The 11,906-nt window shown below is 54.7% G+C and carries 15 protein-coding genes and 1 pseudogene; 14 read left to right on the plus strand and 2 right to left on the minus strand.

From position 1 onward, the window contains the following. On the minus strand, nucleotides 1-1,163 hold a 1,163-nt coding region (locus ACESY8_RS05940; RefSeq protein WP_498794662.1), incomplete at its 3' end, for a tyrosine-type recombinase/integrase. Further along, nucleotides 1,121-2,264 (minus strand): annotated as a pseudogene (locus ACESY8_RS05945) (tyrosine-type recombinase/integrase). The pseudogene ACESY8_RS05945 and the gene ACESY8_RS05940, both read right to left, overlap by 43 nt. Before the next feature lie 805 nt (nucleotides 2,265-3,069). Between ACESY8_RS05945 and ACESY8_RS05950 the strand changes: the two are divergent. The 14 genes from ACESY8_RS05950 (at nucleotide 3,070) to ACESY8_RS06015 (ending at nucleotide 11,888) form a co-directional block, all read left to right on the plus strand. Beyond that, nucleotides 3,070-4,185: a hypothetical protein gene (locus ACESY8_RS05950; RefSeq protein WP_054338397.1), complete on the plus strand. Its 1,116-nt coding sequence runs from the start codon at nucleotides 3,070-3,072 to the stop codon at nucleotides 4,183-4,185. 14 nt (nucleotides 4,186-4,199) lie between these two features. Beyond that, nucleotides 4,200-5,582: a DUF6138 family protein gene (locus tag ACESY8_RS05955; RefSeq protein WP_054338398.1), complete on the plus strand. Its 1,383-nt coding sequence runs from the start codon at nucleotides 4,200-4,202 to the stop codon at nucleotides 5,580-5,582. A 10-nt stretch (nucleotides 5,583-5,592) separates the two neighbouring features. Next, complete coding sequence (locus ACESY8_RS05960) at nucleotides 5,593-6,435, plus strand: DUF2262 domain-containing protein (RefSeq protein ID WP_039997486.1); 843 nt, start codon at nucleotides 5,593-5,595, stop codon at nucleotides 6,433-6,435. 17 nt (nucleotides 6,436-6,452) lie between these two features. After that, nucleotides 6,453-6,677, plus strand: coding sequence for an Imm17 family immunity protein (locus ACESY8_RS05965; protein WP_054338399.1), 225 nt, complete (start codon nucleotides 6,453-6,455; stop codon nucleotides 6,675-6,677). A 13-nt stretch (nucleotides 6,678-6,690) separates the two neighbouring features. After that, nucleotides 6,691-7,230: a hypothetical protein gene (locus tag ACESY8_RS05970; RefSeq protein ID WP_007493242.1), complete on the plus strand. Its 540-nt coding sequence runs from the start codon at nucleotides 6,691-6,693 to the stop codon at nucleotides 7,228-7,230. Between the two features lie 41 nt (nucleotides 7,231-7,271). After that, nucleotides 7,272-7,466: a hypothetical protein gene (locus ACESY8_RS05975; RefSeq protein WP_007493240.1), complete on the plus strand. Its 195-nt coding sequence runs from the start codon at nucleotides 7,272-7,274 to the stop codon at nucleotides 7,464-7,466. Nucleotides 7,467-7,511: 45 nt separating this feature from the next. Next, complete coding sequence (locus ACESY8_RS05980; protein WP_007493238.1) at nucleotides 7,512-8,099, plus strand: hypothetical protein; 588 nt, start codon at nucleotides 7,512-7,514, stop codon at nucleotides 8,097-8,099. A gap of 19 nt (nucleotides 8,100-8,118) precedes the next feature. Beyond that, nucleotides 8,119-8,268 (plus strand): hypothetical protein, encoded by a 150-nt coding sequence (locus ACESY8_RS05985; RefSeq protein WP_007493235.1) that lies wholly within the window; start codon nucleotides 8,119-8,121, stop codon nucleotides 8,266-8,268. 20 nt (nucleotides 8,269-8,288) lie between these two features. Next, entirely contained in the window at nucleotides 8,289-8,630 is a 342-nt protein-coding gene (locus ACESY8_RS05990; RefSeq protein ID WP_007493234.1) for a hypothetical protein, read from the plus strand. Nucleotides 8,631-8,673: 43 nt separating this feature from the next. Then, nucleotides 8,674-9,294 (plus strand): hypothetical protein, encoded by a 621-nt coding sequence (locus ACESY8_RS05995; RefSeq protein ID WP_009260983.1) that lies wholly within the window; start codon nucleotides 8,674-8,676, stop codon nucleotides 9,292-9,294. A gap of 13 nt (nucleotides 9,295-9,307) precedes the next feature. After that, nucleotides 9,308-9,901, plus strand: a complete 594-nt coding sequence (locus tag ACESY8_RS06000) for a hypothetical protein (protein ID WP_009260982.1) — start codon at nucleotides 9,308-9,310, stop codon at nucleotides 9,899-9,901. Nucleotides 9,902-9,915: 14 nt separating this feature from the next. Continuing rightward, nucleotides 9,916-10,755, plus strand: a complete 840-nt coding sequence (locus tag ACESY8_RS06005) for a DUF2262 domain-containing protein (protein WP_054338400.1) — start codon at nucleotides 9,916-9,918, stop codon at nucleotides 10,753-10,755. A gap of 13 nt (nucleotides 10,756-10,768) precedes the next feature. After that, a complete protein-coding gene (locus ACESY8_RS06010; RefSeq protein ID WP_054338401.1) occupies nucleotides 10,769-11,272 on the plus strand; it encodes a DUF2004 domain-containing protein in 504 nt (167 codons plus the stop codon). A 289-nt stretch (nucleotides 11,273-11,561) separates the two neighbouring features. Then, a complete protein-coding gene (locus tag ACESY8_RS06015; protein WP_225123431.1) occupies nucleotides 11,562-11,888 on the plus strand; it encodes a hypothetical protein in 327 nt (108 codons plus the stop codon). Nucleotides 11,889-11,906 lie beyond the last annotated feature (18 nt).

Here is an 11,906-nt window from a genome sequence, read left to right on the forward strand (position 1 = left end):
CCCCCCCCCCCCCCCCCCGCTTTTCCGATCCTCTGGTCAATCTTTGCCGCCGCCTCGGACCGCATGGGATCGGTGATGTGGGTGTAGATGTCCAGTGTAGTAGCCGCCGAAACATGGCCCAGCATGGCGGAGAGGGTCTTCACATCCATCCCGTTTCCCAGAGCGATGGTGGCAAAGGTATGCCGCAAATCATGGAAACGAATTTGCTTACATTGGGCGTGTTCCAGAATAAGGTGCAGCCGTGTTCTGATGTAGGCCGGGTCCAGCGGTGAGTCCTCCTTGACCGGCGAGGGGAACATCCACCGGGAGTTTACGCCCTCTTTGTACTCTTTCAGAATGTTCAGAAGCGGCGGAGGCAGGCTGACCGTGCGGATGGAGGATTTCGTTTTGGGCTGGGAAATCAGGAGCCCGTCCTCCTTTGTCCGGTAGACCTGCTTGGTGACTTGTAGTTCTCCCGTTTCCAGATTCAGGTCATCCCACTGGAGGGCCAGCAGTTCTCCCCGGCGCAGGCCGGTGGTCAGCTCCAGCAGGAACAGCTCGAAGTATCCCTCCGCCTTGGCCTGGATCAGGAACCGCTGGATCTCCTCACGGGTCAGCACCTGCATCTCTCGGGCCTTCTTGGGCGGTAGCTTGCAGCCGACGGCGGGGTTCACGCGGATCAGGCCATCCTGTACCGCCTTTTCCAGTGCGGATCGGCAGTTCATGTGGCAGGCCCGCACCATGCGGTCAGACAGCCCCTTGCCGTAGTGTTCTGTGTGGAGGAGCCGCCCGCTCTTTTTCAGTCGAGCGTAGAACTGCTGCAGGTCGTTCTGTGTCAGCTGATCCAGAGGGATGCTGCCCAGTTCCGGAATGATATGCTGATAGATCCTGCCCTCATAGCCAGAACGGGTGGTAGGCCGAAGTTTCGGTTTGGAGTAGTTCTGATACCAGAAGTCCATCCACTCCCTGAAGGGCATATCAGGCTTGACCTTGTCTGACTTGGGCGGAGCGTACTGCTCCTGCAGTCGCTTCAGCTTCTCCACGCATTCGCTCTTTGTCTTGGCCAAGACATTCTTGGTTTTGGGGCGGTTCTTTTCATCGTAACCGATGACCACCCGGCCCTCCCAGCGGCCATCTTTTCTCAGGCGGACGGTTCCCTCGCCGTTCTTTCGCTTCCTTGCCACGGTTTCCACTCCTCTCCCAACAGTTTTGTCATAAAGTCGCCTACAATATTCGCCGCCTGTTTCTGCATTTCCCCGGTCACATGGGTGTAGGTGTCCAGGGTAAAGCTGGCGTTGGTGTGCCCCAGGATACCCGAGAGGGTCTTGGCGTCCACGCCTCCGGCTAGGGCGTGGGTGGCGAAGGTATGCCTTAAATCGTGGAACCTGATACTGGGCAGTCTGGCGTTTTTCAGGATCGTCTTCATCCGGTTATAGGCATAGCCGGGATTGACCGGCTCCTCTGGATGCAGGGGATTTGGAAATATCCAATCACTAATGGCGGTTTCCTTCCGCTCCCGAAGGCGCTGGGCTGTGCTGTCCGGCAGAGAGATGGTGCGCCGGCCCTTTTTCTCCGACCTCCAGGTTGCCCGCCTTGCGGGTGCTGACAGAGCGGTTGACTCTGAGGGTTCCATCTACCTCGTCGAAATCCTCCCACCGAAGGCCGCAGATTTCCCCCCGGCGCAGGCCGGTGGTCAGTTCTGTGAAGAAGAAGTCCCTCCACACCTCGTCCTGCTCAATAGCGATCATGAAAGTGTCCAACTGTTCCTCATTCAGAATCTGCTTTGGACGGTAGTTGGGCTTGGGGACTACTGCGCCCTCGGTGGGATTCTTGGCGATTAAGTGTGCGCCCACCGCGTCTTTCATTGCTTGGTGGAGCATGGCATGGATGCGCCCCTCCCGTTTCAGTTTAGTGTACATCCGCTGGATGTCCGTCGAGGTGATGTGGGAGATTACTTTATCTCCCAGGATGGGCTTGATGTAGAGTCTGGCATACTGCCGGTAAGCGTACATGGTGCTGGAGCGTATAGTCCCTGACTTGTACTCGTCCAGCCATCGATCCAACCATTCGCCCAGGGTGATTCTGCTGTCCTCGGTCAACTCCACATCCTGATAGGTTTCGATGTTCTGATGGAGTTTGCTCAGCAATTCCTTCTGCGTGCGGCCCTACACATACCGGAAGATGTGATTGCCATTTGCCTTGTGGCCCACCACAATCCGGCCCTCCCAGCGGTCGTCTTCCTTTTTTCGTACCATGCCGTCGCCGGATGGCCTGCGTTTTGCCATGATGATGTACCTCCTTTGCAGCAACACAACATATCCCAGAAAGAGAGAACTATCCAGGGGCACGGCGAACTGTTATCAAAAAAGTTATCATTTGGGGTAGCGAACACAGTGGCAATCAATCAAAAATTTTTCTGTGATAAACCAAAATATATACATTTTTACAAAAATTGACCATCATAAGCAGCGACGAGAATTCTTTAAAAAAACAAAAGCACGAAAAACACTCAAAAATAGGCATAAAGGCTTTGATTTCTCTTGCAATAATTGAATTCTTGGAGAATTGGAGCTTGTTTGTAGCCCACTTTTTTACTCATCTCTTGATAGTATGTCTCAAGGGCTTTTTTGAATATGCTTTATAGTGCTTATTCTTTGTATATTGCGTGCTAAAAATTGGTACGCCCGTTGTCAGTCATCATCTATGTGTTTTCCTAACAGAGAACAGTTTCTGGGATTTTATCAATTCAAGTTTTAGTTGATAATTTCCATGTAATTAGGTATGATGGAAAAGAACCATCCGACCTTATGGTTTGAAAGAAGCAACTAACCATATATAAAAGTATCACAAGCAACTTACACTGTACGCATGGGATCATGCGTGATGTAGGCGGAAGTTTTTGGGAGATGCACACGAATCAGTTAAAGATAACTTTATTTCTATATAAAAATGGATTTTGTGTGTGGCGGAAACCACATCTGGGGGTGGATGTGGTTTCTTTCTTGCGGCCTTTTTGCGCCTTGCGTTAACCTGTCTAAGTGACAGGATATCGCAGGGCGCTTTTCTATCTTCGAAAAGGAGTCCGAGAATATGAGCCTGAAATACACCTGCCTCGGCTGTGGGACACCCTTGGGTTACGAGGGACTGTGCTGGAAATGCGAGTGCGAGAAAAGCCGAAAAACCGCGCTGGGATGGATGCCGGAACAAATTGCAGAGAAGCAGAAAAATCTGATTCAGAATATCCAGCGGCTGGCGGATATGGAAGACCCGGAGTTTACCAACTTCTGGCAGCTTTTAGGCTACCGGGATGCCATTACCCCGGAGATCCAACGGGCAGCACTGGCTGTAGAGGGATTCTATCCCTGCGAACTCTATTACGGAGCACCGGATGATGTACGGGATGCGCTGATCACCGCTTTACTGGAAACGGATAGCTCCCAAAATGCTGCCGAACTGATGTCCTGCCTTGCCTTCCAGGGAGATGACAAGGCAATGGAGACTCTGCTGGAACTGGAGCGGAACCCCCGGCCCTGGCGCAAGAGTCTCTATGTGGATCCGTCCAGCTATGCCCAGTGTGGCGGCTGGACCTTTGATAAGGATGGCCATCGGACGCAGCTCAACTTCAATACCTGCTATCCTATGGTCAAGGGGGCGACCGGCGAAGCGTCTCCCGTTCGCATCGGGCGGGCACGGGAGGACACCTGTCCCCACTGTGGCGGGCATATGGTGGATATGCTGGTGCTGGATGGGCGGGATGAGCGGCTGAAGTTCTTGGGGCTAGACGGTATTCTGACGGCCACCTGCTGTCCCAACTGCGTGGGCTTCCTGAAAGGCCCCGCCTTCAACCGCTTTACCCTGGACGGCGGCGTGGAGGTCTTTCCCTCGGAGCTCTTTGACGGGGCGGAGAGGATAAAATGCTATGTCCGGCCAGAGGACTATAAGGCACTCACCGAAAATTCTTTTGTGCTGGCCAAAACACCTGTGCCCCTGTTTTACGGCGCCGCCTGCGACGATGTGAACACCATTGGCGGCTTTGCCAACTGGGTGCAGGACGCGGAATATACCATCTGCCCCCACTGCGGAAAGCCCATGAAGTATCTGGCCCAGATCCAGTGGGATACGGTGTATGACTGTGCGGAGGGAACGCTCTATGTGGAGTTCTGTCCGGATTGCCAAATCCTATCCATGCAGCATCAGCAAACCTGAGAGGAGCGCATACGATGAGTTTGCCAAAGCGTGACGGCGTGAAGGGCCGCTACTACCTGATCCACAAGCCGGATACTTCTCCAGAGGTGCTGGCGGAGGCGGATCTCTGCATCCAGGATGTTCTGAACGGCACTGCTCGTGAAAATCACTCCGATTACCCGACCGTGGTGCGAAACCACAACGGAACGCCCTTTCTCCCTGATCAGCTGCTGGAGCGGTATCTTTCCCGACTGCCGCTGAAGGGATTTCCCTGCGAGGATGCGGTTTCCCTCTGCGATGCCATGCGGCGGCTGGTTTGCTGGGAGGAGATCCGCTATGAGTTGGAGAAGTACATAGAAAAGCAGGTGCAGGAGCGGTTCTTCCTTGTGGGAGAGCAGGAAGATGGGTTTACCGTCTTTCCGCCCTGCACGGTGTGTCCGGAATTGCGCCTGGAGGATGTGGACGAAGGGCTGCTGCGCTTTGCCTGCTATGTGGCAGTCTGCCACACCGTGTATGGGCAGAGTTTTGAGTCTCTCAAAACCGAACACATCCTCGGCCTGGTTTCCCAGCTCCGTCCCGACATGGTAAAAGAACTGAAAGCCAATGGCAGCGGCAAATTGCCGCCTAACATCCAAAAGCGGAAAACAAAGTACCTGACCGCCTCGGCCAATGATGCGTTTGCCACCGTCCGCATCACCGCCAGGGACTGCACAGAGGAGTGCTATGCGGAAGTCTTGGACTATCTGTGCGCGGTGCTGGAGCAGGAGGAATTCCCCCGCAGTTACTCGGTGGAGTTCCGTGGCTCAGAGAAAAACTATCTGCCCATTCCTGGACTTCCTAAAAAGGGAGTTAATCAGTTCTTTGCCTGTGCTGTCCAATACCCCAAATTACACGCCGATATTGAGCGGTATGCACGGCTGGCCATGCGGGAGTATGAATGGTACAACAACCTCTCCGATGAATCCTGCGCCATGCCCGGAACCTTCGCCGTGTTTGCTCTGGGACTGGAAGGAGAACAGTGGGCACCGCTCGTGACGGAGTATCTGGATCTCTGCGACGACGAGCACTCCTCCCTGCAAGATAAATTCCTTCATGCCTTTATCCGGAAGTTTGGTTTTCAACCATGGACACTGGGGGTATTGGTTCGGGGCGCATTGTCTATGCAGTGGATGAAGCCTGCCAAGGAATTCCGCAGTCTGATTGCCAATGCGGAAAGCCTGGATGCTCTACTGGCAGTCAAGTGCCGCTTTTCCGCTTATCTCCTGTCAGAAGAAAATAAGGACCCGAAATTCCGGGCCATCGCTTGGCAGAGCCTACTCTGGGCCATCTGGGGTCCGTCCTCCGAAAACGGTGGCAGCAAGGTCATCAAAGCGGCCCCAGAAGAATTGAGAGAGAAATACCGGCAGGTATTTGCGTGAGGAGAACACCATGAAAAAAAGAAAAGTCAAGGACTTTATTGCCCTGTACGCCCCGGAAGATGAGGAAAAGCTGGTGCTGATCCAAAGCGGCACCAGCGCGGACAAGACCTTTCTGGATACTTTCTGGACGGCGCATACCCATGCCCTCGCCATGGCGGATGTCCAGACCGGACAGGTGCTCTCCGGCCGATGCTGCCTGAGCTGGCCGCTGACGGACAAGGAAAGGGAATCCGGTGACTATTCCAAGCGGTTTGCCAAGGGCAACATCTATCGGATCAAGACCCGCGGCTGGAAAGGCGACGCCCTCAGTGAACCCCAGTGGTATGTCACGGAGGTACTGGAGGAAGGTGTAACCTGTCCGGCACTGGAGGAGATCTGGGCGGAGTACACAAAGCCCATCCTTTTGGAAGATGAAGTGCTGGGGACACTCACGCTGGATCGTGAGATGAGCACATTCGATGGAACCTGCCAGTGGATGGGGAAAGAAGTCCGGATCTCGTTGGATGTGGAGATTGAAAAGAAAGCGTCCTGGACCCGCGTCACCAATGTGATGAAGAACCTGTTGGCAGATCAGGAAGTCTGGGACAAGTCCCTACGGGCGATGGCTGCTCAGACGCTCACTGCTCAGGCCAACGAATGGCTGGCAGACAATGACCAGACCGACCGGGCCCCGGAGAAAGACCCCATCACGGAGGAGGAGTTCGCCCGGCGCATCCTGCTCACCGAGTTTACAGTATCTCCCGGCGGGCGTTTTACCGCCTGGTATGAGGACGACGATATGTTCTGGGGCCATGTGGTCACTGTGGATGGAATACTGAAAAAGGGGCCCATTGGTGCGGATATGCAGGGATAAAGAGAGGAGAAACCTGAATGAACAGTGAGCAGATTACAGCCTTTTTGCAGGAGCATTGGAGCTGGGTGACACTGATCATCGGCGCTGTCCTGCTGATTGGTGCGATCATGAGCTGGAACTGGCTCTGCGACCCCACCGGCAAGCCGGACTCCCACCGCTATGGCCGCGGCTCCCGGCGGGTGATATTCTTCTTGCTGGGGATCGTGCTGATTGTGACCAGTGTTATGTCTTGGATGTTGTAAGGAGGCCGAAACGATGACTGAAAAATATCCTACCTGGCTCACCGGCCATGTGAAGGAGTGGGCCGAGAAGCGTCTGCCCACCGTGACATTGTGTTCCACCACCGGCAATGAACTGCTGGAGGTGTGGTACTACGGAGACTTGCTTACAGTGAAGGGGGAGCCTCAATCCTATATTGTAGATAGTGACGAGGCCCCCGGACTGGTGGCGGCCCGTGACCCGGAGAGCGGCGAGGCGTTCATTATCTTCGACGGCGGGCGGCATGGCTATGACAATCTGTTCTGTGATGAACACGATCCGGCTGAATTGGAACACCGCCCCCTTAAGCGGTATGAGATCCCCGCCTCCAAACTAGTGCTGGAGCTGGGCTACAGCATTGACTATGAGGATGAAAAAGAGGGTTTCGAGGCGGACGAGGCGGATACCGTGGAACTGCTCAGCGGCAGACGGATGCCCTGGGAGCAGGTCAAGCGGGATGGCATTGACTACATTGCGCTTTACTATGTGAACGAGGAAGGAAAACAAGTACAGATTTTGGATGCGGAGCTGGCATGAGTACAGCCGTTCCATCTTCCGACACTCTAAGGAGGTACCCCATGACCCAAGAAGAACAGATCCGTCTCTACCGGCTCATGGAAAAGCTCAACTGGTTTTTCCACCAGGAGATGCACTATCTCGACCGGAATATTGCGGAACAGACCGCGCGGGAGTGTTATCCGGAGATCCGGGAGTTTACATATGATATTTTGTGGAATGACCTGCCCAAAGAGGTGCAGGATCAACTTGATTAGGATGAACCCTAATGACTTTGCACTGGCCCAGGAGGTGGAGTTGCAATGTCCATAACCGCTTATAAAATAGAATCCGTCGGGCATGACCGGACCGGCAAGGACTACGGCTATGTGAATATCATGTACCGCTACGGCAACAAGCGGTCCTGTCCCCAGCCTGATCAATGCGAAAAGATGGAAGTCATGTGGGCGGATGAGAGCGTCTATGGGCCCCCTGCTCCCGGCAGCAAGGTGGGTGACTTTATCATGACCTGGCTGATGGGCCCCTGGAACTGCGGGGTGTTTACCCACCGGGAGATCGCCCAGCGGCTGATGGATACCTTCACCGGCCTGAAGATCAAGGAGCTGAAGTGGTTCGAGAATCCCAGAGAGAAGACACTGAAAAGCGGCAAGCTCCGGGCGCGCCGGGCCAGGTGGCTTCCGGAGCGGGAGGTGGATCTGGTGTATCTCTACTCCGACTACTATATTGACGCAAGAGAACCTACTTCTGCCCAAACTGACTTCTTCACCGTCACAAGGATGGACGCCTGGGGCGTGAGCACCTGGTTCATGTGTACCCCACAGGCCGCCGAGAAGCTGATCGCTATGGATTTCGAAAATCTGACCGTCAAGGCAACCACCATTGTGGGATAGATTAAAAAGGAGTAAGCCAATGATGGCTTTGGAACAACTGCCCCGCAAGGTGGAAAACCCGGAACTGAAGCGCGTTCTGCGGGGCTACTTCCACATTCGCAGCCAGAAAAAGAAAGTGGCAAAGAGCATCACCGTCTATCAGGATGCTGCCGAGCGATTCGGAGAGTAAGCTGGAATGGAGGGACTGGCATGATCGGGACAGATGAAAACCGGGCGGTGCTCCATGTGGAGGTCATCTTTTGGATCGGCAAACGAAAGGCTCCCCCCAGCCTGGTCAGCGGAAAGTATAGCCCCCATTTTGTAGTCGTGGGAACCGCTGAGTATCTGGGTGTATGCTTCCTGGATGGAACCGAGTGTGTATTTGATGAACCGGCATTGGGGAATGCCCAGCCCCTCTACCCGGATACTGTGGACTACGGCCCGCTGGAACACAATGCGGAATTCTTGATTTATGAGGGGGCCAATTCCGTTGGCAAGGGCCGGGTGCTGGGCCGAACCGTTCCCTATCAAGTAAAGCAGCAGAGGAAGTAAGTCCTATGATCGAGGGTGGGTTTGAAGGATAAGGAGCAATGCCATGATATCAATAGACTTTCTGAACAAGGTATATAAAATCCTGGACTCGCAGGAATACAACCTCTCTTTTTCTCCCGCCAAGTTCAAGAACTATATGCTGTACTGCAACGGCAACTTTATCGGCGGCCTGTTCGATGAGGAACTGTGCTTCGTCTATGCCGACAGTGTGAGCGAACTGCTGGGGCAGCCGGAACCCGTCTACCGCGGCTACTCCGGCACCGCCCAGCACAGGATGCTGGTGATCCCGGAGGAACACTGGGAGAAGGCGCTGAAACTGCTCTATGCCGAGAAATTTGACTGGAGCCGTTTGGTGTACGACATCACATACACCAGCATTGGCGCGGCTGTGGTGGAGGACTTCTATGATGAGAATGTGGTGTTCCTTCGGTTCTGCTTTGACAAGGAACTGCTGAAAAAGAACCCTTTGGACCAGCAAGGCCGTATCCTTCGGATGGTCTATCTCAATCAGGACCTGACAAAAGCGGGCAAATATCTGTTCCCCAGACTGCTGCAAAAGTTTCTTGTTTTTACAGATCGCAGCGGGAAAACCAGTCTGGAAACCATGCTGAAACGGTGGTACACCACGCTGGAGAAGATGTACCGCAGTCAGACAGCGGGATAAGGAGGGCAACGACATGACAGAAGAAAACAAAACCTACATCCGCCAGCTCAAGGTCGCTGATGTCCCGTGGCATCGGCTCACCACCGCCTATGGCCGGGGGACGGATTTTCCCGCTCACCTGACAGTCCTGGAACAGATGCGTGATTTGGCGTCAGTCAAAAAGTCCCTCTACGTGTTCACCACCAACCTGGAGCACCAGGGCACCCTGTGGCACGCCACCCCCTTCGGCACGGTGTTCCTGAACCGGATTCTGGAGAAGGCCCTCATGGAGAGCGGCCAGAACCCCGTGGCTCGCTTCCTTGCCGGGGAGCTGCTGGACTTCTTTGCCTGCATCCTCCAGTGCTTCCACGATGGAGATGAGATGGAACACGCCTCTCCCCTTCCCTGCTTCTCTGATCTGCTGAAAGAAGAATACCTGTGGTCAGAGGAATACGACGAGGAAGAAGATGAGATGCGCTACGAGGAGGACGAGGTCTTCCCCGCGGACTTGTTCTACAGCTTCTATTACTACTCCTGGCAGGCGGTGCTGGCCTACCGAGGCGCACTGGAACAGGAAGTTTCTCCGGAGTTTCTCCCCAAGATTGCGGCGGTTTTGGAAGGACTGTAAAGGAGGTTGCGCCCATGTTTGAGGAATTCTATGGGATGTACGAGCCTAAGGAGCAGGAAGTGGTCGCTCTGATCAAGCGCTGTATCGGGGGAGGATATCACAACAAGGGAGACTTTTGGGGAATGACCGTTGTAACGCTGGGCATGGTGTTCTGTGACACCGGCAAGGCCAGCCCCAAAGAGGAGCGGCTGGAGTGGCCGGTCACCAACGAGGAGCGGGACGGCGAAAGGGGCTGGGGACGCTTTCGCAACGAGCAGATCTGCCGTCTGAAGATCCGCCGGATGAAGGAAGAATGGGCGCAAAACCTGGTGGCGCGGCCCTGGTGCATCTCCGAGGTGGTCAGGGCTCATGAGGACTGCCCGGAGCTTCAGGCCATTCTGGACGAGTACCACAAGCCGGTGGTGATCCAGGACGAAGTGCTGGGTGAGCTGACGCTGGATAAGGACTATGATGCCTTTGAGGGTGAGATCCAGTGGTGCGGAAAGGATGTACGCCTTTCTCTGGAGGTCAATGCTGAGAGCAAGCCCTCATGGACCCGCGCCCGCAACGCCGCCAAGAGGCTGGTTACAGATCAGGAAACCTGGGACAAGGCCATGCGGGACTTTGCGGCCAAAAACCTGACTGGGCTTGCCAACAACTGGCTTTCCCAGGATGAGGAAAGCGCCCGTGACCCGGAGACAGCCCCCATCACGGAGGAGGAGTTTGCCCAGCGCATCCTGCTCACCGAGGTTTCCGTTTCTCCCGGCGGCCGTTTTACCGCCTATTATAACGATGACGATATGTTCTGGGGCCATGCGGTAGAGGTTAGCGGCTCTTTGAAGAAGGGCATTACCTATGCCAACCTTGCAGGATAAGGAGGATAGCCTGATGAAACTGAACAGTAAACGCATTGATTTTGAATACACGCCCGGCGAGGAAATTTTTACCTTTCCCGAGGACACGGGACTGCCCTTTTTCTTTGATGTAGATGAGGAACTGACCGACAATCCTTCTGCCATGGACGCGGTGGGCGAAATGCTGGATGAGGCGGAGACATTGGCGGAAAAGGCCAAAGCCGCCATCAAAGCGGCGCTGGCGGACGAGAGCAGCCCCTACCACGACCTCGTGACCTTTTTCATGCAGTTCCACCGGGACGACGTAGGCCCGGATATTGCGGCTGATCTTTTTCCGGGAACCGATCCGGCCAAGCTGTCTTTTATCGAGATGGTGGACTTTTTGCGGCTCAAGTGTTTTGGCAGCTTGGTGGATGGCGAAACCGGCCAGCAAGCCTTTATTCTGGACCTGTCTTTCAACCCGGAAATCACCGACGAGCTGATGGTGGTCTACTTTGACTTGAACAAGGAGATTTTCTGCATTACCCATGAGAGCTGATGAAAGAAAAAGGGCGTAGCACTTGCCCACGCTTTTGATCCAGCAGATCCGCCTGCAATGGTATAAAGACTGTCGGGGGGAAACTACGCTGTGCAAAGGAACCAGTATCCCAGAGCAATGCGTCTGCCGAAGGCAGGGAGGCATTTTTTGCCACCGATGGCAGCGGCCAAAGCATGATTGTCCTGTTTGCGCCCGAAGGCTGCGTCATCAACGGTGTGGACTCCGAACTCTACGACTGGGAGAAAAACTCCCCTGAATCGAAGACCTGACCGACGGGATGCCGACCGCTTTGCAAAAGCTCATGACCAGCCATGAGGTCAAGAAGATGAAAAGCACCTTCTGCGTCTGGACGAAAGATGGCATCGCCTGGCACTGCAATCCGATGGACGGCGAGGATGCGTCCAGGGACCTGCTCTCCAGAATCGACGGCGAGGCACAGACCTATGTGGAGTACGGGAAGTGGTTTCCCGCTGACCTGCCTTTGGAAGCTGTGCGCCGGCTTGCGGACGGGGCGCCGGTGACAAAGGAACTGGTCGCCGCGCTGAACCCCAGGCGCAGCGAGTGGGAGGAAATCAAGGCAGGACTGGATAAGATCGGCTATCCAAATGAACTTTGATCTGTAGTAGACAGGAGA

This window comes from Clostridium sp. ATCC BAA-442 (genome assembly GCF_964239415.1).
GTDB classification, from domain to species: domain Bacteria; phylum Bacillota; class Clostridia; order Oscillospirales; family Oscillospiraceae; genus Flavonifractor; species Flavonifractor plautii.

Coding starts and splice junctions, on each gene's coding strand:
- ACESY8_RS05950 (WP_054338397.1), top strand. CDS start 3,070: ATGAGCCTGAAATACACCTGCCTCGGCTGTGGGACACCCTTGGGTTAC.
- ACESY8_RS05955 (WP_054338398.1), top strand. CDS start 4,200: ATGAGTTTGCCAAAGCGTGACGGCGTGAAGGGCCGCTACTACCTGATC.
- ACESY8_RS05960 (WP_039997486.1), top strand. CDS start 5,593: ATGAAAAAAAGAAAAGTCAAGGACTTTATTGCCCTGTACGCCCCGGAA.
- ACESY8_RS05965 (WP_054338399.1), top strand. CDS start 6,453: ATGAACAGTGAGCAGATTACAGCCTTTTTGCAGGAGCATTGGAGCTGG.
- ACESY8_RS05970 (WP_007493242.1), top strand. CDS start 6,691: ATGACTGAAAAATATCCTACCTGGCTCACCGGCCATGTGAAGGAGTGG.
- ACESY8_RS05975 (WP_007493240.1), top strand. CDS start 7,272: ATGACCCAAGAAGAACAGATCCGTCTCTACCGGCTCATGGAAAAGCTC.
- ACESY8_RS05980 (WP_007493238.1), top strand. CDS start 7,512: ATGTCCATAACCGCTTATAAAATAGAATCCGTCGGGCATGACCGGACC.
- ACESY8_RS05985 (WP_007493235.1), top strand. CDS start 8,119: ATGATGGCTTTGGAACAACTGCCCCGCAAGGTGGAAAACCCGGAACTG.
- ACESY8_RS05990 (WP_007493234.1), top strand. CDS start 8,289: ATGATCGGGACAGATGAAAACCGGGCGGTGCTCCATGTGGAGGTCATC.
- ACESY8_RS05995 (WP_009260983.1), top strand. CDS start 8,674: ATGATATCAATAGACTTTCTGAACAAGGTATATAAAATCCTGGACTCG.
- ACESY8_RS06000 (WP_009260982.1), top strand. CDS start 9,308: ATGACAGAAGAAAACAAAACCTACATCCGCCAGCTCAAGGTCGCTGAT.
- ACESY8_RS06005 (WP_054338400.1), top strand. CDS start 9,916: ATGTTTGAGGAATTCTATGGGATGTACGAGCCTAAGGAGCAGGAAGTG.
- ACESY8_RS06010 (WP_054338401.1), top strand. CDS start 10,769: ATGAAACTGAACAGTAAACGCATTGATTTTGAATACACGCCCGGCGAG.